Raw genomic sequence first — 21,823 nt, 5'->3', positions numbered from 1 at the left:
AAGGACTACCGCAACAAAGACACCTACATGAAAAAGCTGGCGCTTATACTTTGTATGCTATTAGCTGGGGCTGGAGCCAGGGCGCAGGCCGTGCTGCAGCCGCTGCAGCAGGAAACGCGCCAGCCACAAGCGCCCGTGCCGTTGCGCAAGGCTGCCGCCGCGCTGGCATTGCCTTTCTTCGATGATTTTGCTTCTTCGGCGGTAGCGCCCGACCAAAGCCGCTGGCAGACCGGCGGTGCCGTGTACATCAACAACCGCTATGCCGTAGAACCGGTCACTAAAAATGTCGCTTCTTTTGATGGCCTTAATGCCCACGGGCAGCCTTACGCGCCCGGTTCGGTGGCAGCGGGGCCTTCTGATACGCTCACTTCGCAACCTATACAGCTGGGCGGCCTCTCGGCTGCCGACTCGGTTTACCTGAGCTTTTACTGGCAGTCGGGTGGCCTGGGCGACGTGCCCGATAAAACCACCAGCAACCTGGTATACCTGCAACTCGAGTTCAAAGACGCGTCCGGTACCTGGCAGCAAGCCTGGCGGCAGCCGGGCATTGGCGAGACATCGGGCTTTAACCAGGTGTTTATAGGTATAAAAGAAGCAAAGTACTTTCATAATGCCTTCCAGTTCCGGCTTCGCAGTGTAGGCGTGCGCAACGGCCTGGCCGATACCTGGAATGTAGACTACGTGGAGCTAGGCAAGAACCGGCGCAAAGGCCAGAACACTACCCGCGATATTGCCATCAGCCAAAGTATAAGCCGGCTGTTGCAGCAGTACACGGCCATGCCCTACCGGCAGTTCCTGGAGCGCCCCGAAGCAGCGCTGGCCCCCGAAGTGAAAGCTACCATTAATAATTTGGGCGGCCTGCCCGGGGCGATCAGCTGGCGCGGTTATATCCGGAAGCTAAGCCAGGCAGGAACGGATACGTTTCTGCGGGCGCAAGGGCTGGTGCCGGGCGATGCCCGCCAGTATGCTGTTGCCGGCACGCCGCGCATGGAGAATCTCAGCCTGAAAGCAAATCCGTTTACCTTAGTGCATGGGCTTATATTGCAGACGAAGGAGCAGAACCCATTGCAACGGGCCAACGACAGCACAGCGCGCAAAACTGAATTCTCCGATTACTTTGCCTACGACGACGGAACAGCCGAAGCGGGCTTTAGCTTTGTGGGCACCGGCAACACGCAGGTTGCCATGCGCTTCGACCTGAGCCGCCCCGATCAGGTGCGCGCCTTTCGGGTATACTTCCCCAGGGTAGCCCAGGACCTAAGCAAAACAAGCCTTACCTTTAAGCTTTGGGATGACGCTAACGGGAAGCCCGGCCGCCTGTTGCACCAGCAAAGTTTCCGGATACAGTATAGCGATTCGCTCAACACGTTTTACGAAGTAGCCCTGACGCAGCCAATCCAGGTGAGTGGCAGTAGCTTTTACATCGGCTGGTCGCAGCCCGGTAACCTGTTCGTGAACATGGGTTTCGACCGGAATGAAACGGATGCCGGCAGCCATCGCCTGCTATTTTCGGGGTTTAACGACTGGCAGCAGGATACCGTGTTGGCAGGAGCCGTGATGCTGCGCCCCGTAATGACGGGCGAGGCCCTGGGCGTGAAAGAGGACCTGGAAGCGGCCCGCTTTAAAGTATATCCCAACCCTAGTACCGGTACCGTGCACCTGGAAGGCGAATACCAAAGCCTGGTGGTGTACGATGTAACCGGCAGGCAGGTATACCGCCATACCTACACCGGAAACAAGGAACCTTTGCAACTGGGTAAACTGGCACCGGGCCTTTATACTTTACGTATTACTACCAGAGCATCAATAATAACCAAGAAACTTATACTTACAGGACTATGATTGCATCAGCAGATATTACAGTAGAAGAATTAAAGGAACGCCTTAGCAAGGGGGAAACGCCCGTTATCATCGATGTGCGCGAAGACTGGGAATACCAGGAGTCGAACATTGCCGGTGCGCAGAACATACCGCTGGGTACGCTGCCGCAGCGCCTCGATGATTTGGAGGACTACAAGAACCAGGAAGTTATTGTGCAGTGCCGTTCGGGCAACCGCTCTGCCAGCGCGAAAGCGTTTTTGCAGCAGCAGGGCTTTAGCAATGTGCGCAACCTGTTAGGCGGCATTATGGCGTATAATAGCTAAGCAAAAGCCTGCGAGGTTCAGAAAGTGTACCTATTTCAGGTGATTTGTGCATTCAGGCATTCTTCGAATGACCTCAGCCGCAGCATTCAATTGAGAAGGGTATCATCTCCCTTATAAAAGCAAAGAGGCAGAAAACGATAAAAGTTTTCTGCCTCTTTTTTGTTGATGCTCGTCCAGTCGTGAGGCGGCGCTATTCTATGATAAAAGGGGAGGGACTAAAACAAAGTATAAAGATCACAAAAGCCAGGATGCCCAGCATGCGCCTTGCCGGCGTAATAGGTCGCTCATCGGGGCAGGAGGGATGGAAAAGCCCCATCACCCTGGAAAGCAATAAGCCAAACACCAGCCAGCCTGGGTAGCCATCTGCCGCCGGAAAAACAAAAGCGATCAGGACCTGCGCCGCTAAAATAACCCCTGCCAGGTACAGGCTATACTTGAGCTGGGGCGTGGCAGGCTGCAGCACAAAGACCAGGTATAACACATAAAACGGCCACAGCCAGATATAGGCCTCTAATTCCGGGAAAATAGTGGCCATACTATACTGCAGCACCAACATGGCCAGGGCCGCGCCCATGCCATAGCGCTTGCTTTGCAGCAGCTTCCAGTAAGTCCAGTAAGCAAAGGGGCCCAGGAACACCAAAAGCTCATCTGACCAGACCGGCTTACTGGCCGGCGAGATCACGCCGAGGCCGGCATAAAGTATAAAACAGGCGTAAAAAATAGGCGAGAGGCGGTTGAATCTCTCATAGCCCAGTAAGCCGTAGAGCACATGGCCGCCGTCCAGCTGCCCGATGGGAAGCAGGTTGAGTGCTGTAAAAAACAGGGCCAGGAAACCGGCAAATACCAGCGGGTAATGGATGATCTCGTAATGGTTGGGCACCAGCGCCGGGTTGGCTACAAAGCGCTCAAAAAACATGAACAGCAGGTTGTTGCCCAAGGCAAAGTTGCCCGGGCCGCTGGTGTATACATGCTGCGCGTAATCGAGCCCGAACTGCTTGTACTCCGGGTGCACCGAAAAAACGAACTCCGGCGGGGGCAAGTGCGTGAAGGCATAGAACAGCAGCGGGATAGCGACCACAAAGCCGGCCAGCGGCCCGGCAATGCCAATGTCGAAGAACTGCTGCCGCGAGATGATCCGGCTTTTGATGCGGATAAAAGCGCCCATGGTGCCGATAGAAGACGTGATGCCAAACCACAGCGGAATGTAGTATGGCAAAGTAACCAGGGTACGGTAATATTTGGCGGTGAAGTAATGCCCGAACTCATGCACGGTGAGCACGCCCAGGAAAGGCAACGAGAAGTATAAGCCCGTCAGCAACTCTGATTCGGACATGGCCCCGCCCCAGTTTATACCCTGCTCATCCAGCAGGAAGAGCTTGCCATAGCGCCATTCTGCCCCGGCAATGGTGGTGGTGAGCAGCGTAAGGCAGAACAGCAGCAGGTGCAGGCCGTAAGTGCGCCAGTGCTTATGCAACCGCATCCTTAAAAACCGAGTTGATGGTGAGGGGCGGCTGCAGGTGCAGGGTTTGCAACCCTACGCTTTCGGCACTGATGATGTGCTGGATGCTGTCGTCAATAAAAAGCGTTTCCTGCTTATTTAGCCCGTTTTGCGCTACGATCATTTCAAACACTGCCTCATCGGGCTTGCGCTTGCCGATCAGGTGCGAGTAGTAGGCCTGTTCGAAAAGCGAATCGAGGCTTGGGATGGTGAAGCTGTGCGCCACTATTTGGTTAAAGCGCTCCAGGTGGATGGCATTGGTGTTGCTTAGCAAGAAGATCCGGTATTTTTTACCTAGCTCCAGCAGCAGGTCGATGCGCTCCTTCGGAATGTCGAGCAGCATGGCGTTCCAGGCAGCGTCAATCTCGGCATCGGAGGCTTCTATGCCATATACCTTGCGCAGGTCGTCGCGGAATTCAGCCGGTGAGCTGTCGCCGGTTTCGAACAGGTCGAACAGGTGCGCCTGCTCTTTCTGGCTAAAGGCAATGTCGCAATTGGCCTTGCACAGTTTCTGCAGCTCCTGTATGCTCTTGTTGTAATCGATGTTGATGATAACTCCGCCCAGGTCGAAGATGATATTTTTTATGGAATCTAAATTCACGAAAAATTCTGTGTTTCTGTTTGAAATATTGAATGCAAATATGTAAAATTGCACTCCCAAATCAAAGAACGCGCTTTTCTTTCGCGCTCCCGGGAACGGGCCTATAGCTCATTCGGTTAGAGCAACTGACTCATAATCAGTAGGTGCCTGGTTCGATTCCAGGTGGGCCCACCATATAATCAAGCACTTACACAGCACAATCTGGTAAGTGCTTTTTTTATGTGCATACCATTTGCAAAGAACCGGAGCATTATTTGAAGAGGGAGGTAGAAAAGGGAGCGGTTTTTCTAAAACATCACACCTCTGGTTATAGATAAAATTTTAGCTTTATCTAAACACGCTGCTACCTCCTCGGAATTTCAAACCTATCTCAAACCATAACTACATCAGCAAAACCCGGTAAACCTTCTTTTTATTTGACGTGTAGAGCAGAACTCAGACATGCTTTCAAAAGAACGATCGGCTACGGCAGACAGCAGGAGTTTAGGCGGCATTTATACTTAGTCGTTGCCTGTTTCTGCTTGCCTTTCCCTGCCGAGGGCTTGGCCGTTTGATGCAGGGTTGTCGCGCGCCAGGTACAGGGACTGGGAAGGCAAGGCAAGCCCGGAACCGCATGCTTCCACCGCATCCATCATATCCAGAAACAACGATTCCTGTATTTCCAGGTACTCGTTGTTATCCGTTGTCTGGACATAGGCATACAATTCGATGTTCAACGAATCTTTCCCGATCTCGATCATGCGCACCCGTGCCGTGCTGTCGTCTACTTTGGGATGTGCCACCAGGAGGGCACGCAGGGCTTTCAGAAGCGAACGGATCTGGGCAGGTGTTGTATCGTAGCGCAGCCGGAGGATCGGGTTAAACCAGAAGCGGTCGCGCGGCGCGAAGTTCTCGATGCGCTGTGAAGAGAAATCGCCGTTGGGGATCGTAACCACAGTGCGTTGGTTGGTGCGGATGCGCGTAGATCGCATGCCGATCTGCTCTACTGTGCCGCTTGTTTCCCCCACCTTGCAGTAGTCTCCGATGCGGATAGGCTGGTCAGCGATCAGGGTAACGCTGCCCACAAAGTTTTCGACCGTTTTCTGTGCTCCCAGCGCCAGCGCAATACCACCGATGCCCAGCGCCGCAAGGCCGGCTGTCACATCCACGCCCAGGGTGGCAAGTATGGAGATCACCCCGATCACAATCAGGCCCACCTTGGCCCCACGGCGCAGGAAAAGCACCACCGATACCCCCGATACATTCCCCCGGCGGACCAGTTGCCGCTCACTGAAACGGCTGATCACGTCCACGAGCTGCCAGAGCAGGAGCAGCAACGCCACTAGCCCCACGATGATGGTCAGCTCGCTGAACCGTTGCCGCACGATGATGGAAATACCGATCTTCTGACTTGTAACCACCAGGATCCACGTGGCCAGGTAAAGCCGTATGGGCAGCGCAAACGCTTCTACTATACCTGCTGTCGGGTCTTTCCGGGATTTGTGCCAGACATAGCGGATCGTACGGGTTAAGGCCCAGGTAATGATCCAGGCAAGTGCATACGCCAGCACGGCTAACACCAGCATGCCGAGCCAGTGGCCTACGGGTACGCCGCCCCACTTGTTTTCTTCCAGCACCGAAGGCAAAACTTTGTTGGCAATGGGCGCTGCGGCTACTGCTGTATGTACCGGAATACGCTGGATGGTTTGGGAGGAAAAAAGCCAGATTGGAGCCCCGTCAGCAGCCTCCGTTCTCTCTACAAAAACATCGAATGACTCCCCGTTAATGGACCCTTTCCCCACGCGATCCAGGGTTGGCCCCAGGTTATCGTCTGTACGCCCTTCCGGTTCGTTGCTCAGGAAAGAAAGCGGAATGATACTTCCCCCTTGGTCCAGCAGGAGTTGCAGGCCCCGGGCCAGCCGGGCGCCATCCTGGTGTTCCTGCAGCGTGGTGTCTAAGTGCAGGTATAAAGCGGCCCGTTGGTAGTTCTCATCGGCAACGGCCTCCAGGAAACCATCTACCGTTCCTCGTGGGCTTCGCCTGCCCAGCGAATCAGGGGACCAGTTGGGTTGAAGCACTTCCAGGGCTTTTTCGGCGGTGTCAGCGGTTTGTTCCTGGGCCTGTACCGAAGCGGGTATACTGGCCAGCAACCAGCAGGTGCAAAGCAGGAAAAGGAGCCGGGAAGTATAAAATTGCTTTTTCAGGAAGGGTGTAAGGGGGAGCGCAGGCTTTGTGAAAACCATAAGAAGTAGTTAAGTATAGCGTCAGGTGGCGGCTTTTAAGCTCTGTTCCATGCGCAAGCCCACACCCGGATGATCGTGATTTTGTATAACAGCTTTTAACAAGGGTATACGGGATGCGTGTAGCCGGGGGTTTAAGGTAAAAAGGGCACAAACCATGGCTCAAGTGCGGCTTGGGGTTTGGCACGGAGGCCCTCAGGCTATACAGAACCAGTTGCCTCTTTTTGCCTCCAGAAGGTTGTTGCCCGGCCAAACTTCAGCTACTACACGGCCATCAGCTAAGTATAATACGTAATCGGTAGAGGGGTTTGGGACTCAAAAAGACATCCCCATAAATAAGCACGATTCTAAAAGATTTCTAATGGAAGAGCAACAAAGAGATAACGGACAGGGACAAACAAGCTTTCTTATTTTTTCAGCATCCCTGCGAAAGGATTCACTCAATACCAGGTTGGCAAAACTGGCAGCTCAGGTTGTACAGAAAAATGGCGGCACCGTCGATTTGGCAAGTATGGACGAGTTTGATTGCCCGTCGTTCAACCAGGATCTGGAGGTGGATAACTATCACCCTGAAGGTGCCGAAGCGTTTCGCAAACGCATTCTGGCGAACGATGCTTTTATCATCGCTTCGCCCGAGTATAACGGCTCTATGCCGGGTGTCCTGAAAAACACGATCGACTGGGTTTCCCGTTTCCGTCCGCAGCCCTTTCATCAACACCACGCTTTGTTAATGTCTGCTTCGCCTTCCATGGCCGGCGGCAACCGCGGCCTGTGGTCTTTACGAATTCCGCTGGAGCACCTCGGCACACGGGTATACCCGGATATGTTTTCTTTGGCCATGGCGCATCAGGCTTTTGATGAGAAAGGCGGTCTGAAAGAGCAAACGCTGGCAAAAAGGTTTGAAGATAACCTGGTCAGTTTCATGAGCCTGGTGGAAGCCTCCAAACACTATCCTTGTATGAAAAAGGCCTGGGTAGAGTTTTTGGGAGAACAAACGTCGAAGGAAACGGAACGGGTAGAATAAACGATCCGATCGGAAGACCTGCTTCGGCACAAAGTATAAAGTACAGCTTGGGGAGAGCCGGGAAACTAGGCAGGCCTGACAACAGGTGGTGCTGGCAGCAACGGAAATTGCGCGGTTCATGCAACACCAGCAGGTTTATACTTCAACACATGCCCTTGTTTTTATGGCACCTCCCTATTCATGAGGGCCTTATACCTTTGCAACCCATGCAATAGAGACGGTGCTCACGCACAAACCTTGCGGCGCATCGGGCAAGAAACGGGAAGCCGTTGGATAAAGTGTAAATCTTACAACTCAAATCCGGAATAACGTAATACACTACGCAATGCTTGTTGGTAACTTTGCATACTAAAGATTGAAACTAGTATGGCAACAGATAATAACGAAACGATCTATCTTCCGCTGGAAGATGTCGAAAGCGAACACTGCGCCTTGATCGTAGATAAAGGGCTGGCACACGTGAAAGGCATAGAAAGCCATCGGGTGGAGCTGAATAATCACAGAGCCGCTATAACGGTCAATGATCCCGAAGTGGTAGCGGATGCGGTGAAAGCGATCAAGGATCTGGGTTACGGTGTTCCTACCGTAAAAAATTCTTTTCCTGTATTGGGGATGACGTGTGCCTCCTGCGCCAGTAGTGCGGAAAGCATTGCCAAGGCTACCGAAGGCGTGGTTGCTGCTTCCGTGAACTTTGCGACAGGCAACCTTGCTGTGGAGTATTTGCCCAACATGACGGATGCCGGCAAGCTGCAAAAGGCTTTACAATCCGTGGGGTACGACCTGTTGGTGGAAGATGAGTCCACCCAGCAGGAAACCCTGGAGGCGATACACCAGAAAAAATTCCAGCAGTTAAGGAAGAAAACCATCCTGGCGGTGCTGCTGTCACTTCCCGTGGTAGCCATCGGCATGTTCTTCATGAAAATCCCTTATGCCAACCAGATCATGTGGTTTTTCTCTACCCCGGTGGTGCTTTGGCTGGGCAAAGACTTTTTCGTTAACGCCTGGAAACAGGCCAAACACCGCTCCGCCAACATGGATACGCTGGTGGCCCTCAGTACAGGTATCGCCTATGTGTTCAGCGTGTTCAATATGCTTTACCCTGGTTTCTGGCACCAAAGAGGCCTGCATGCACACGTCTATTTTGAGGCGGCAGCGGTTGTAATTGCGTTCATCCTGCTGGGTAAATTACTGGAAGAGAAAGCCAAAGGCAACACCTCTTCCGCCATTAAAAAACTGATGGGCCTACAGCCGAAAACGGTAACTGTGATAGCAGCTGACGGCAATGAAAAGCAGGTCGCTATAGAAGATGTGACAGCAGGAGATATCATCCTGGTGAAGCCCGGTGAAAAGATCGCTGTGGACGGCATGGTGACTTCCGGCAACTCCTATGTGGATGAAAGTATGCTGAGCGGTGAGCCGGTTCCGGTGCTGAAGACGGAAAACGAAAAGGTTTTTGCCGGGACAATAAACCAGAAAGGCAGTTTCCAGTTCAAAGCCGTTAAAGTCGGGAAAGAAACCATGCTGGCCCATATCATCAAAATGGTACAGGATGCGCAGGGCAGCAAAGCACCGGTTCAGAAACTTGTCGATAAGATTGCAGGTATTTTCGTGCCGGTGGTCATGGGCATTGCGATACTTACCTTTATCTTATGGTTAATCCTAGGCGGAGATAATGGGGTGGTACAGGGCCTGTTAGCTGCCGTTACGGTGCTGGTGATTGCTTGCCCTTGTGCGCTTGGCCTGGCTACTCCTACGGCCATTATGGTAGGAGTAGGCAAAGGTGCCGAAAGCGGCATTTTGATCAAAGATGCCGAAAGCCTGGAACTGGCAAAAAAAGTAAACGCCATTGTGCTGGACAAAACCGGTACCATTACGGAAGGCAAGCCCGAGGTAACCGGCATTAAATGGCTGGGGAATGATGACGCAGCCAGCCCCATCCTTTTCAGCATTGAAAAGCAGTCCGAGCACCCGCTGGCAGAGGCCGTAGTCAAGCACCTGGAAGGAACACAAACTACTTCGTTCTCATACTTTGAAAGTATTACCGGCAAAGGTGTTAAAGCTATACAGAACGGCGAAACATACCTGGTGGGGAACAAAAAGTTGCTGGCTGAGAACAACGTTGCCATAGACAAGGAACTGCAACTGCAGGCAGATGAGTGGAGCAGGCTGTCCAAAACGGTGATCTGGTTTGCCGATAGCACAAAAGCCCTGTCGGTGCTGGCTATTTCAGACAAGATAAAGGAAAGCTCTGTGGCAGCCATCAGGCAACTACAGGATGCGGGCATTGCGCTGTATATGCTCACAGGAGATAACGAGGCAACTGCAAAGGCCATAGCTGAACAAACGGGTTTGCAACACTACAAAGCAGAAGTATTACCGCAGCACAAAGCAGATTTTGTAAAGGAACTGCAAAAGCAGGGTAAAACAGTTGCGATGGTGGGCGACGGAATCAACGACAGCACCGCGCTGGCCACCGCTGATGTGAGCATAGCCATGGGCAAAGGCAGCGATATCGCCATGGATGTCGCTAAAATGACGATCATCTCGTCAGACCTGACCAAAATACCGCAGGCCATCCGTTTATCAAAACAAACAGTTGCCACGATCAAACAGAACCTTTTCTGGGCGTTTATTTATAATGTGATCGGTATTCCGATTGCGGCAGGCATTTTATACCCGGTAAACGGCTTCCTCTTAAACCCCATGATTGCTGGTGCGGCTATGGCACTCAGTAGCGTGAGCGTGGTGAGCAACAGCTTACGCCTGAAATGGAAGAAGTAAGGCACAAGATTGTTAGCACCCTTTACGGGTGAATGCTGGCAGTTAAGTTTAACGTGCTGCTTTAATTACGAAAGAGCAAATCGCCTCGAAATAAGGTCATCTTTACCAGGAGCAATCCAATGGATCGCAACCCGGGCAAAGGTGACCTTTTTTGCGACCTCAGTTGCCTGAAATTTGGATCTTATAAAACAGAAAATGGCGTAACTGATTATCCTGGCAGGATGCTTCCCTCGATCTTTACTTTATAGAAGTATAACCGTGCACTGGTATCCTTCCCCGGACCCAATAAAGCTCTCCTGGGTTACTAAACGTTTTCCTCTTTTGCCATACCTCTTAGTACCTGGTTTACCTGGCTTAGCACGTTAATGAAACCAAGGCAGTGCTTGTTCTGCTTTTATACCTGTGAGCATTGGATTCGGATACGGGGCCTGTTCGGAGCAGGTGTTCTATGCGGAAGGGTGGCGGGATAAACTTTAATCCGAAAATCATAGTATGGGTATTGCTGTGTTCTTCCATATACCAAGAGAAAAGAAAATGCGTTTGGCAGCGTGTTTTAAGAATAGCGGCAGCTGCACGCAAGGCTTAAAGCTATGTAAACAGCAGCGGTTAACTAACTCAAACTAACTTTCGAACAGGCGCGCAAGTGCTTATACTTGTGCATTGAACGACTAGCTGCTTGCCCTGATCAGCATGCCCGGCCCTGATTTCCAGGCGCTGAACAGATCTAAAGGCTTTTAACGCAGTTATTCTCCGGAAGCGTAACACACAGGAAGTGTAGCAATAATACACGCCAGCTACCCATTCATAAAAACAGAATAACCCATGAACGCCCTTAAAAGAAATCATGTCACCATCAGTGGAAAAGGCCATCGGCCAATGCTGTTTGCACACGGCTACGGCTGCGACCAGAACATGTGGCGCTACATAACGCCTGCCTTTGAAGAGAATTACAAGATCATCCTTTTCGATCATATCGGCTTTGGGAATTCAGATACATCCACATATACTTCAGAACATTATACTTCGCTGGAGGCGTATGCAGCTGATGTTTTGGAAATTTGCCAGGAACTGCAGCTGCAGGATGTCATATTTGTAGGTCATTCGGTTAGTGCCATGATCGGGGTACTGGCTGCCGTCAAGAAGCCGGAACGATTTTCGAAACTGGTCCTGATCAGTCCTTCGCCCTGTTTTATCAATGATGGTACGTATGTGGGTGGTTTCAAAAGAGAAGACATTGATAACTTGCTTGGCGCGCTGGAAGGCGACTACCTGGGCTGGTCTGAAACGATGGCCCCCGTGATCATGGGCAATCCGGACAGGCCGGAACTAGGCCAGGAGCTGTCAGGAAGCTTCTGTAGGAGCAACGAAAAAATTGCCCGCGACTTTGCCCGTCTAACCTTTCTTTCAGACAACCGGAAGCAGTTGCCGTTAGTGAAAATTAATACATTGATTTTGCAGTGTTCTGACGACGCTATTGCGCCTTTATGCGTAGGAGAGTATACGCATCAGCAGATACAGGGAAGCAAGCTGGTGGTGCTGGAGGCAACAGGGCACTGCCCGAACCTGAGCGCGCCACAAGAGACCATTGCAGCGATGAGAAGCTTTGTATAAACTAAAAACCGTCCTGGCCTTCGTACGACCCTAAACAGGTTACCAGCTTTAGGAGGAGTGTGTTTGACATGAACGAACAACGACCATTTATTGAGAGCAAGGAACTGAAGAAAGCAAATGGATACGTTTTCTATGAAGCCAGAAGCGTGCCCGGAGGCTCGTACATAAACATTAACTGGATTGGTCTGCAGTCGCTGGAAACGGTGATGATGGGCTGTAACCAGACGCTGGCTATTTTGCGAGAGACGCCCTGCACAGGGCTTCTGAATAGCAACCGCGAATTGATCGGCCCCTGGGAGATAGCTGTAAACTGGCTTGTAAAGAAATGGGTACCACAGGCCAAAGCCTTAGGCCTCCGGTACTACGCACATGTGCAGGCCCCCGGAATCTATGGGAAGCGCTCCTTTGCTAAATTCCATGGGTTAGTTCAGAAAGATTTCGAAATCAAGGAATTTGATGATGAAGAAACAGCTGCGGCATGGCTGCTGGAGAAGACTTCTGAACGCGAGGAGCAATTACAATGAAAATTACAGCAAGCTAATTGAATAGCGCTGCACCTCAAATCACAGAAAGCAATTTCTTTAAAGGGAAGGGGCACATAGCTCATTTAGTTAGTGCAACTGCCTACTAATCAGTAGGTGTCTGGTTTAGTTCCAGGTGGGCCCGCCATACAAGAAAGTATAGCAGGGAAAAAAGCAGAAACGCCACGCAGGGTTCAGGCTGTGTGGCGTTTTTGTGTGAATACCTGGTTACGGAAGGCTCGGCTTATAGCGTTACCACTTCACCATCCTGCGGAATCACCAGTTTATCTTTTGCAATACCTGCTTCCGCTGCTTTCTGGTGCAGCGAGCTTCTGGTGGTGCGGCAATGGTCCAGGGCCTCCATGTGCACGGCTATAACCTTAGCTTTTCCACTCTCTTGTAGCAACGTCATGGTTTGCTCCTCTTCCATCAGAATAGGCGTTGTTTCAAAACCAGGGAAAGCTGCACCGCCGGAGTTAACAACAATGTAATCCGGTGTATACTTTTGGAGGGCCTGCGCCACTTCGTCTATCCAGATGCTGTCGCCTACAATGTAGATGGTAGGCTGCCCCGTAGCTTGTAGCACGAAGCCGGACACAGTGCCCATTTGCTTCAGGATCTCGCCACTGCCGTGTGCTCCCCCTGTTCTGGTGATGGTGATGCCGTTCCAAATGGTGCTTTCCTGTATGGTTTCGGCCTTGGTAAAGCCTTCCTTCTGAAAATATTCCGCATCGGCAGGCTGATTGATCAGCTTTATACTTTTGTTCAGGGTGGCACTTGCCACCGGGTCGAAGTGGTCGGGATGGGTATGCGTTACCAGCACCAGGTCCACGTCCTTTACAATTTCCTCAATGGACACAGGTAAACCCACCATCGGGTTTCTCGCCTTGCCTGCCAACGGATCAAAAGAATCCTTGGGCATCAGCATGGGGTCTACCAATATCTTCTTACCGGCATAATGGATGATCAGTGTTGCATTCCGGATTAACTGTATACTTGCGCTTGTTGCCATATTGTATTGATTTTAAAGTGCTTGATTGCAATACAAAGGTAGGCGCGCAGTTGTTGGGCTTAGCTACCAATGCGCCCTGACTTGCTACCATTTTGATAATCGGTAAGGAAAGCAGTAATGGTCTGGCCGGTTTGGGTTTTAAAGAATCGCATCAGGTGGTTGGGCTCAGAGAAGTGAAGTTCGTGCGCGATCTCGATTATAGTTAAATCAGAATGGAGTAGGTGATTTTTGATCTCAAAGAGCAGCCGTTGCTTTAGTAAATGCGTGGCCGCTACGCCGAATTGGGCCTGTACTGCTTTGTTAAGTGTGATCCTGCTGATTCCCAACAGCTCCGCATACTCACTGATCCGCTGTTTTTCCTTGATGTGCAGCTCCAGCAGCTTCTTGAACTGGTAAGCATAGTTGTGCTCCGGCTTATCGAGTGGCAAGTTGTTTTGCTGGGCATAATCCCGGTTAAGCTTGAGCAGTAAATAATAGAGCAGGGAGCGGATCAGATGTTCACTGTCTGGGTTTGCTTCCCTAAGTTCAGCGTGGATTTCGGTGAGTGTACTGCAGGCTTTCTGAATATACCCGGCGGTGACTTGCATACGCAGCGGGTAATCCAGTTGGTAGAAGTACAGTAGCCGGTAGGTAAACAGCTTATCGGCAAAAAATTCGTTGAGGAAGTCTTCCTGGAAGATCAGGAACGTGAAGTCCAGGTGCTCCGGGTCCAGTTGCCATTGTCGCTTCTGAAAAGGCGAGATAAAAATGATGATATTATCTGAGAGGCTGATCTTCCGTTGGTTTAATACCAAATGGCCTTTCGCTTTCCGGAATAGCAGGATTTCAAAGTAGTCAGTGTTGTAAACTTCCGTATCCAGGTAGGCCTCTTTCAACTCCTTGCCCAAGCCTACCCGAAGCAAGACCTCTACGCCGCACCTGGTTTTATCGAATTTTATTGTTCTCAAGGGTAATCAGGTTATAACTTACTACGAAAGTTTACGATTTGATCTCAGATGTTCAAGCCAATAATGCAAGATTACTTCTAATTTCTGTAATACCTCCGACCGTTCCCGACAGTTCTTTTGCCAAGTTCAAAATCACCAACAACAAAGTATAAGAACCTGAAAGAGCTGCAATTCATAACCTACATCACCTTCTAAAAATAGCCTAAAAGAAAAACACCTCTCTGAAACAGAAGAGGTGTTTTTACAAGTAGTAGATAGGTAGGTAGTAGTATTTATCTTTAGCCGGCCGCGTTGCCATCGCCCTGCTTGGCATCGTCGTTGCGGATACTTTTCTTGCGGCGCGGCTTGCTTTGTTCCATTTTGCCGAAGCGATAATCGAGTGTTACCCGCAGCCCGCGGTTATAGTTGTTGATGCGTATGTGCTGCTCGTAGGCTGTTTTGTTGATATCGGTGGCCGGGTTAATCACATCGTTCTTCATGCGCATGCTGGCCCGGAACGGGTTGTCGAGGCCCACGCTGATGCCGCCTTTTTTATCGAATAGCTCCTTTTTGAACGCCAGCGTGTGGTACGAGAAGGAGTTGAACATGCCCAGCAGCTGCACGCGGCGGGAGTTAAAGCCCCCGTTAAACTGCGCACTAAACCCTTTGCCAAAGTCGTAGGACGAATTGGCGTTAATGTTATACATCCAGCCGCTGTTGCTCACATAGGCGCTCTTCAGGTCCACAAAGTAAACGTTGGCGCTGCCGCCTACCGTCCAGGCATTAGTTGGCTTGGTATTGCCGAACAGGCTCATGCCGTAGGTCTTGTTTTTGGCGATGTTGTCGAAGGTGAGCGTCGTGATCGGCTCGTTCTTCTCATCCTGATCGATGCGGGCTACGGTTTCGATGGCATTGTCCGTCTGGCGCATGTAGAGCGTAGCGTTCAGCGAGGTCGTGTTAAAGTACGTGCTGTAGCCCAGCTCATAGAGGTTGGTCAGTTCCGCGTCCAGGTTCGGGTTACCCTGCACGGCCGTGTTGGAGGTCTGCTTCTGCAGGTACGGGTTCAGGAAGTTGAATGATGGGCGCTGGATCCGCTGAGTGAAATTGGCCTTGAACGTGTGTTTGCTCTTGTACGTGTACGAGAAAGCCAAGCTCGGCACAAAATTACTGTAGTTATCGGTAAACTGCAGCGTATCCGATTTCAGGTCGCCCACAATGTCGGTGTATTCGTAGCGGCCGCCCAGTTTCACATTCACCAGCTTTTTCAAGGTAAAGCCATAGGTCAGGTACGAGGCGTATACATCCTGGCCATACTTAAATATGGAAGTGTTGACAGTTTCCTTATTGGTAAGCACGTCGCGTTCGTTGGTGAAGCCATCACTGGCCACATCCCGGAAAATGGATTTTGCGCCTACTTCCAGAGTTGTCTTATTTTCGAAGGGGTGCGTGTAATCAGCCTGGAAGGTCAGCTCGTCGTTGGCACCCTCGTTGTTGTTGCGCTGCAGGTAAAAAGGCGCTTCGCCCGCGGTGTAGCGGTCCTGGTTGTTGCGGGTATCCGCATCGGTGGTAGAATACTGCGAGAGGATGGCCAGTTCCTGCTGCGGCTTTTTAAACTGGTGCGTAAAGTCCAGGTTATAGTCCACGCCCTGGCGCTGGTTACGGTTGCGCACATCGTTCAGAAAGCTGCTTTTCAGCTCCTCGTCTTTGATAAAGGATGAAAGCTGGTCGTTCTGCATCTTAAAGGTGCCCCCGTTCAGGCGCACGCTGCCCGACACGCTGTTCTTAGGCGTGATATCGTAATCGAAGCCTAGCTGGCCGCCTCGGAAGGTGCCATTTATCTGGGTTTCGCCGCTTTGCAGGCTCACCGTGCCCGAGTCCGGTACAATGATCGTGTTGATCATATCGCCCTTGTTGTAGAACATGTTCTGGCTCATATTGGCATTGATGCCAAATTTGCCGCGGCGCACGCTCAGGCTGGCATTGCCATTGCTGGAACGGGTACCGGCTGTAACGGATGCCGAGCCGCTCACGCCCTGCAGGCCTTCTTTTTTGGTGATGATGTTGATGATACCGGCTGTGCCTTCGGCGTCATACTTGGCCGAGGGGCTGGTGATCACTTCCACCGATTTGATCTGGTCGGCCGGGATCTGCTTCAGGGCGTCAGCCACATTGCCGGCCATGATGGACGACGGCTTGTTGTTGATGAGAATGCGCACGTTGCCCGAGCCGCGCAGCTGCACGTTGCCATCCGTATCCAGCGAAAGCGAAGGCACTTTCTGAAGCACATCGGAGGCGTTGCCGCCTGCGTTCGTAATGTCTTTCTCGGCGTTGTATACCATGCGGTCGATCTTCTCTTCCACCAGGGGCTTTTCGCCGGTCACCACCACTTCACTCAGCTTTTTGGTATCGGAGGCAAGCGTTACAGTGCCTACATTGATGTCGGCATTGTCGGTGCTTACCGTTACGTTCTCCACCGCCTGAAGCTGGTAACCCAGAAACGATACATTGAGTTTATACTTGCCGGCAGCCACTTTGTTGATGGTAAAACGGCCTTTGTCATCTACCATGGCGCCGTCAACCGGTTTGCCCGTGCTCAGGTTAATGAGGGCAACGGTGGCAAACTCGATGGGCTGTTTGGTGTCGGCATCGAGCACGGTGCCGCTGATGCGGCCATTGCCTTTGGGCGCGGTGGTGCCGGGTATCGCGGCTTGCTGTTGTTGGGGTTGGTTAGGAGTCTGGGCCAGCACCGCAGTGGTGCTCAGTCCCAGCAAAACCAGGAGTACACTTTTTTTCATAATTTTTATTTCTGGGAGTAGGGTAGGAGCAGGGCTTGTTTGCCGGGCCTGCAAGTATAAAGGCCCGTTAGCTGCGTCTGTCTGTGCTTCTTCACATAACAAAGTAAACCCACATTTTTTAACTGCTAAAACAGATTATACTAATCAGGCTCCTTTCTATATGAAAAGGCACGGGAACCCGATAAGCCGTTGGTCGTGCTCAAAGGCTGTTTTGTCGGTGTGGATAAGGAAAGTTTGGTTATAAAGCCATGCCACACCTTGCAGCGCCAAATTAAAACGCTTCGTCGGTGGCTATACTTTGCCCGCCGGCGAAGCGCTTTAGCTGCAAAAGAGCCGGTATGCCTGCAAGCCTTTGGCTACCTGCACCAGCGTGTCTGCGCCTGGGAAGAATTATAGTTGAGACGGTAAGAGGTCATTGATACGGACGCTGTAGATGTTGCCCAGGCCATTTTCATAACTCAGCAGCTCGCGTTCCAACTGTCGGGCATTTGCCCGTTTCGTGCGTGGCGCCGGCGGCACAGGGGCACGGCTTGTAAAGTATAAAACTGTACCATCGGGCGAGAGGCCTGCCTGTCCTGCGCCACCTGCGCCGTTTACGTTTGGTCCCAGGGCCTGAGGCTCACTCCAGCCATCCCCCTGCCGAAAACTTATGTAGAGTGCTGCCCCAGGTGTTGCGCCCCGGTTCTGGATGCTGAAAACCAGGAAACTGCCATCCGGCGCAACCATCGGGTCCAGATCGCGGAACTGGCTGTTGTTAAACGGGAGCTTTTCAGGTGAAGTGGCCGTGTTGCCGGTTACTTTGCAGCGGTACAGTTCGGAGTCGCGGCCTTCGGTGGCGCTGAAGTAAAGATAGCCATCGGAGGAGGCGGACGGGTAAAAAACAGCTTCCATCTGGTTTTGTGGTCCTTCCAGCAATTGCGGTGCTTCCCAGCCCTTGTTGTTTTGGCTACGCTCGCAGAACCAGATGCTGTACGTGCCGGCCGCTTTGCCCGCCACAGGCCTGTCGGAAATAAAGTATAAGAGGTTTCCGCCCGGTGCAATTGCAGGGTCGGTGTCGCGGTAGATGCCTGAAAAACCGGCAACCTGCGGCTGGCTTCAGGTGCCGTCTTTGCCTTTTTTGCTTTCCATCAGCGTAATGTGCGCCCAGTTGATGGTGGCCCGGGAGAAGTATAAGGTGTTGCCATCCGGGGTGAAGGTGGCGTTAAACTCGTGGCCGCCGGCCGAAACGATGCCAGGTGCAAAGATAGTGGGCTGCGCAGCCGGGGCGCTAAGTGCCGGCCCGTTCTGGGCAGCGGCTGCCAGCGGAAAAACAGCCAGCAAAAGGAACTGAACAATTTTTTTCATAGGTAGAGAAAGTGCTTTGCGGCAAAATAAGCGGATGCAAGCCACAATCCGGCAAGTTTTAGATAAGCTGCCGTGTTCCCGCTACTGAAGCAGATTTTTCACCGACAGAACCTTTCCCTGATTCATACCATACCGACGTTGCCTCCTGGTTGCTCGGCTAGCGCAGTACCTGCTTTTAAGTTAAAGGTAGGTTAACTGCTTATAGGTGTCTTTCACTAAACCGGGCACTTTGCTTTGTATCAGTGGCCCCGCACTATTACCTTTAGCGGTGCATAGCTTCCGGAATGCTTCTCCTGAGCTGCCGATCGGTTGAAAAGCCACAAGTATGGAGAAACGACAACAGCATTACCTGCCTGACAGGCGCTGCGCAACAGGGGCTTTGCACCATTTAATTATCACAAATAAACTGTTAACCCATGTCTGATCAGGAAACAAAAGCCATCCGGCTTCAGGCCAAACGCTCCCAGAACCGCGAGCATTCGGTGCCACTATATTTAACATCCAGCTTTATGTTTGACGATGCCGAACAGGCACGTGCTGTTTTTGCCGATGAAGAGGAGGGTAGCATCTATTCGCGCTACTCCAACCCCAACGTAGACGAGTTGCTCGAGAAGGTCTGCTACCTGGAACATGCCGAGGATGGTTTTGCCTTTGCATCGGGAATGGGCGCGGTGTTTGCCAGCCTGGCAGCTCTGCTCCAGTCCGGCGACCACGTGCTGGCCTGCCGGGCCGTGTTCGGCTCCACGCACCAGCTGCTTACAAACATTCTGCCCAAGTGGGGCATTACGCATTCGTATGCCGACGCCAACAAACCGGAAGAGTGGGAGAGCCTGATCACGCCGGCTACCAAGCTCATCCTAATCGAAACTCCTTCCAACCCCGGTCTCGAACTCATTGACCTGGAATGGCTCTGCGCCCTCAAACAGAAGTATAATTTGATCCTGGTGGTGGATAATTGCTTTGCCACACCGGTGCTGCAAACCCCCATCGACTACGGCGCCGACCTGGTGGTGCACTCGGCTACGAAGTATTTCGACGGACAGGGACGTGTGCTGGGCGGCATGGCTGTGGGCAGCAAAGAGCTCATTGCCCCGATCCGCTATTTTGCGCGCCATACCGGTCCGGCGCTGTCGGCTTTTAACGCCTGGATCTTATCCAAGAGCCTTGAAACGCTGACCTTGCGCGTGGAGAAGCACTGTGAGAACGCCCTGCAGCTGGCGCAGGCCCTGGAAGGAAACGCTACGCTGGAAGCAGTGCGCTACCCATTCCTGCCTTCGTTTCCGCAGTATGCGCTGGCAAAAAAGCAGATGCGGCTGGGCGGCGGCATCATCACCATCACGGTAAAAGGCGGCTACGAGGCTGCCCGCCAGTTTATCGATCACCTGCAACTGGTCAGCATCACCTCCAACCTGGGCGACACCCGCACCATCGCTACGCACCCAGCCTCTACCACGCACTCCAAACTCACCGAAGCCGAACGGCAGGCAACCGGTATCACGCCTGGGCTGGTGCGCATTTCCGTTGGCCTGGAAAGTATAAATGATATCATCCAGGATATAACCCAGGCACTGGGGAAAGTACAGGTATAAAAGCCCGCTCCGAAGACTTCGCAGTGTGCGCACCTGCGCCGATGTCTTTCGGGGGTTCCTGCGAATGTCTGGTGGGTCGGCTGTTGCTTCTTGCCCAGACGCTCGCGGGTCTCCGAGACACCGCGAGGTCTTTGGAGCTGCTGTGGTTACTTCGGCAGGTATAGCGGCAAGTATAAAAGGCGTTCGTCAGAACGCCTTTTATGCTTTGCAAGGATACTTCTGCTAACCGGCGCGGCTTAGGCCTGCAACTTGGACGGATTTACTTCGAATGAATGCGTAATAGTGGCCGTTTTGTAAAGGATGGCGGCTACGGAGCAATATTTGTCGAGCGAGAGGTCGATGGCTTTGCGCACTTTTTCCTCGTCCAGCGGCCCTCCTAGTATAAAATGGATGTGGATGGACTCGAACAGGGAAGGCACCTGACCCTCCATCCGCGCTGCATCCACTTTTATGTTGAATGAATCGATCTGCTGGCGCTGCTTTTTCAGGATCTGGATGATGTCGATGGCGCTGCAGCCGCCCAGGCCCATGAGCAAAAGCTCCATCGGGCGGGCGCCGGCCTCATGGCCGCCGATCTGCGGGGAGCCATCGATGTTTATTGTTACGCCAGCTGCTCCGGTGGCCTCGAAATGGAAATCCTGGTCTACGCGTGTTAAGTTTACCTGCATGGTATAAATCAATAGATACGTTACAAAGGTACGGAACCGGGCCGAACCGGAATAATATTTTTGGCAGTTGCGCCTGCTGCCGGCTTTCCGGACAACAAGCTCTTATGCCGCTTTGTTATACTTGCCCTTGCCGCCAGGGCCGGCGCTACGCCGCCATCCCGGTTACATACTTCACCAGCGAGCGCTTGGCAATAGGCAGCAGCGACTGCTCCAATGGCACTGGAATTTTAGATACCGCCACAAAGGTAGCCGGGTTGGGCAGCTCCTGTCGCTCGCGCAATAGCTGCACTTTCAGGTTTTCGTGGGTTTGCGTCAGGCCACGGCGCACGATCTGCAGCAGCTCAGTATGGATGCCCCGGTATCTTTCATAGGTGTTTTCGAACATGGTAATGCGGTAGACATACACCTGCGTTTCGGTACCCGGAAATGCCTCCAGAAACAGGTAGCCTTCGTTGCGGTACATGGGCGTAATGCCCACAGGGCTCAGCTCGAGGTGGCGCTCCACAAACTCGTAGAGCTCTTTGCCTTCTTCGAGGGTGCTTGTAAAAAGCGGCGCGGCAAACTCAATGATCTCGGCCAGCTGCTGCATGGTTTCATCGTCCTGCACGATCTTTTCATACACCAGCTCGAGCTTCTCGAAATCGGCCCGGCTGATGCGCTGCGGAAACGACTCGTAAACCAGCTGCTTGTGCGCCTTTACCTGCAGCAGGTTGCGGTAATGCATGATCAGATCAGAGAAAACGGGGTAAAGGCGCTGCTTGCCGAACTCGGATTTTGCCGCCTGCAGGTAAGCCAGCAGCAGGTACTTTTTATACTCAAAATCAATGAGTCCTTCGGTAAGCCAGTTGACAGGGAGGGTGTTCATAAGCCTTCAACTTTAGAGGTTATACTTGCTGTATTAAACGAAGAGAACATTAAATTAGGTAAGGGCAGCAGGAAGGAAATTTGGGGCCTGCGCCGGCAAGGTATCCTGAAATAGTGAAATATCGGCCTGCTACTGCAGCAAAAGCCAGACTAACCAAAGTGGTAGCTTTTCGTTAAAATGACCATACCAGCAGGAAGCGGCAGCGCTGCTTTGGCCGGTAAGATG

Annotated in this window: 17 protein-coding genes and 1 tRNA gene; 8 read left to right on the top strand and 10 right to left on the bottom strand. The window is 52.2% G+C overall.

Annotated elements, in window-relative coordinates; genetic code table 11:
* Positions 1-27: 27 nt before the first annotated feature.
* Both LWL52_RS12395 and LWL52_RS12390 read left to right on the top strand, forming a co-directional pair.
* Positions 28-1,842 carry a T9SS type A sorting domain-containing protein gene (locus LWL52_RS12395; RefSeq protein WP_242920244.1) on the top strand — a complete coding sequence of 605 codons (1,815 nt, stop codon included), beginning with the start codon at positions 28-30 and terminating at the stop codon, positions 1,840-1,842.
* Positions 1,839-2,144 (top strand): rhodanese-like domain-containing protein, encoded by a 306-nt coding sequence (locus LWL52_RS12390; RefSeq protein ID WP_242920241.1) that lies wholly within the window; start codon positions 1,839-1,841, stop codon positions 2,142-2,144. Before LWL52_RS12395 ends, LWL52_RS12390 begins: the two co-directional genes overlap by 4 nt.
* A gap of 190 nt (positions 2,145-2,334) precedes the next feature.
* On the opposite strand, the gene LWL52_RS12385 is transcribed toward LWL52_RS12390, so the two are convergent.
* Complete coding sequence (locus LWL52_RS12385; RefSeq protein ID WP_242920239.1) at positions 2,335-3,624, bottom strand: site-2 protease family protein; 1,290 nt, start codon at positions 3,622-3,624, stop codon at positions 2,335-2,337.
* The gene (locus LWL52_RS12380; RefSeq protein WP_242920237.1) at positions 3,611-4,243 is read right to left on the bottom strand and encodes an HAD family hydrolase; all 633 of its coding nucleotides are present in this window, start codon (positions 4,241-4,243) and stop codon (positions 3,611-3,613) included. The genes LWL52_RS12385 and LWL52_RS12380 overlap by 14 nt, the downstream gene beginning before the upstream one ends.
* Positions 4,244-4,340: 97 nt before the next feature.
* Between LWL52_RS12380 and LWL52_RS12375 the strand changes: the two genes are divergently transcribed.
* Positions 4,341-4,417: transfer RNA gene (locus tag LWL52_RS12375), tRNA-Ile, on the top strand.
* Positions 4,418-4,743: 326 nt separating this feature from the next.
* Here the strand turns inward: LWL52_RS12375 and LWL52_RS12370 are convergent.
* Entirely contained in the window at positions 4,744-6,465 is a 1,722-nt protein-coding gene (locus LWL52_RS12370; RefSeq protein ID WP_242920235.1) for a mechanosensitive ion channel family protein, read from the bottom strand.
* Between the two features lie 358 nt (positions 6,466-6,823).
* Here LWL52_RS12370 and LWL52_RS12365 point away from each other — a divergent pair, with 358 nt between their 5' ends.
* The 4 genes from LWL52_RS12365 (at position 6,824) to LWL52_RS12350 (ending at position 12,402) form a co-directional block, all read left to right on the top strand.
* Complete coding sequence (locus LWL52_RS12365; RefSeq protein ID WP_255749243.1) at positions 6,824-7,486, top strand: NADPH-dependent FMN reductase; 663 nt, start codon at positions 6,824-6,826, stop codon at positions 7,484-7,486.
* A gap of 366 nt (positions 7,487-7,852) precedes the next feature.
* On the top strand, positions 7,853-10,267 hold the full coding sequence (locus LWL52_RS12360; protein WP_242920232.1) for a heavy metal translocating P-type ATPase: 2,415 nt from the start codon (positions 7,853-7,855) through the stop codon (positions 10,265-10,267).
* An 822-nt stretch (positions 10,268-11,089) separates the two neighbouring features.
* Positions 11,090-11,878, top strand: coding sequence for an alpha/beta fold hydrolase (locus LWL52_RS12355; protein ID WP_242920231.1), 789 nt, complete (start codon positions 11,090-11,092; stop codon positions 11,876-11,878).
* A 68-nt stretch (positions 11,879-11,946) separates the two neighbouring features.
* Positions 11,947-12,402 carry a hypothetical protein gene (locus LWL52_RS12350; RefSeq protein ID WP_242920230.1) on the top strand — a complete coding sequence of 152 codons (456 nt, stop codon included), beginning with the start codon at positions 11,947-11,949 and terminating at the stop codon, positions 12,400-12,402.
* 241 nt (positions 12,403-12,643) lie between these two features.
* On the opposite strand, the gene LWL52_RS12345 is transcribed toward LWL52_RS12350, so the two are convergent.
* The 5 genes from LWL52_RS12345 to LWL52_RS12325 all read right to left on the bottom strand — a co-directional run bounded on the left by LWL52_RS12345 (position 12,644) and on the right by LWL52_RS12325 (position 18,476).
* On the bottom strand, positions 12,644-13,411 hold the full coding sequence (locus tag LWL52_RS12345) for an MBL fold metallo-hydrolase (RefSeq protein ID WP_242920229.1): 768 nt from the start codon (positions 13,409-13,411) through the stop codon (positions 12,644-12,646).
* A gap of 59 nt (positions 13,412-13,470) precedes the next feature.
* Complete coding sequence (locus tag LWL52_RS12340; protein ID WP_242920228.1) at positions 13,471-14,358, bottom strand: helix-turn-helix domain-containing protein; 888 nt, start codon at positions 14,356-14,358, stop codon at positions 13,471-13,473.
* A gap of 278 nt (positions 14,359-14,636) precedes the next feature.
* The gene (locus LWL52_RS12335) at positions 14,637-17,132 is read right to left on the bottom strand and encodes a TonB-dependent receptor (RefSeq protein WP_242920227.1); all 2,496 of its coding nucleotides are present in this window, start codon (positions 17,130-17,132) and stop codon (positions 14,637-14,639) included.
* Positions 17,133-17,522: 390 nt separating this feature from the next.
* Entirely contained in the window at positions 17,523-18,128 is a 606-nt protein-coding gene (locus LWL52_RS12330) for a TolB family protein (protein WP_242920226.1), read from the bottom strand.
* A 99-nt stretch (positions 18,129-18,227) separates the two neighbouring features.
* On the bottom strand, positions 18,228-18,476 hold the full coding sequence (locus LWL52_RS12325; protein WP_242920224.1) for a hypothetical protein: 249 nt from the start codon (positions 18,474-18,476) through the stop codon (positions 18,228-18,230).
* A gap of 416 nt (positions 18,477-18,892) precedes the next feature.
* On the opposite strand from LWL52_RS12325, the gene LWL52_RS12320 reads away from it, so the two are divergent.
* On the top strand, positions 18,893-20,065 hold the full coding sequence (locus tag LWL52_RS12320) for a trans-sulfuration enzyme family protein (RefSeq protein WP_242920222.1): 1,173 nt from the start codon (positions 18,893-18,895) through the stop codon (positions 20,063-20,065).
* A 236-nt stretch (positions 20,066-20,301) separates the two neighbouring features.
* Here the strand turns inward: LWL52_RS12320 and LWL52_RS12315 are convergent, their stop codons facing one another.
* Both LWL52_RS12315 and LWL52_RS12310 read right to left on the bottom strand, forming a co-directional pair.
* Positions 20,302-20,733: an OsmC family protein gene (locus tag LWL52_RS12315; protein ID WP_242920220.1), complete on the bottom strand. Its 432-nt coding sequence runs from the start codon at positions 20,731-20,733 to the stop codon at positions 20,302-20,304.
* A gap of 145 nt (positions 20,734-20,878) precedes the next feature.
* Positions 20,879-21,598 (bottom strand): hypothetical protein, encoded by a 720-nt coding sequence (locus LWL52_RS12310; protein WP_242920218.1) that lies wholly within the window; start codon positions 21,596-21,598, stop codon positions 20,879-20,881.
* Positions 21,599-21,823: the final 225 nt, after the last annotated feature.

Origin of the sequence: Pontibacter liquoris (genome assembly GCF_022758235.1) — a bacterium.
Lineage (GTDB): Bacteria > Bacteroidota > Bacteroidia > Cytophagales > Hymenobacteraceae > Pontibacter > Pontibacter liquoris.
The sequence above is the reverse complement of the archived record's forward strand: the minus strand, read 5'-3'. Positions and strand labels throughout refer to the sequence as shown.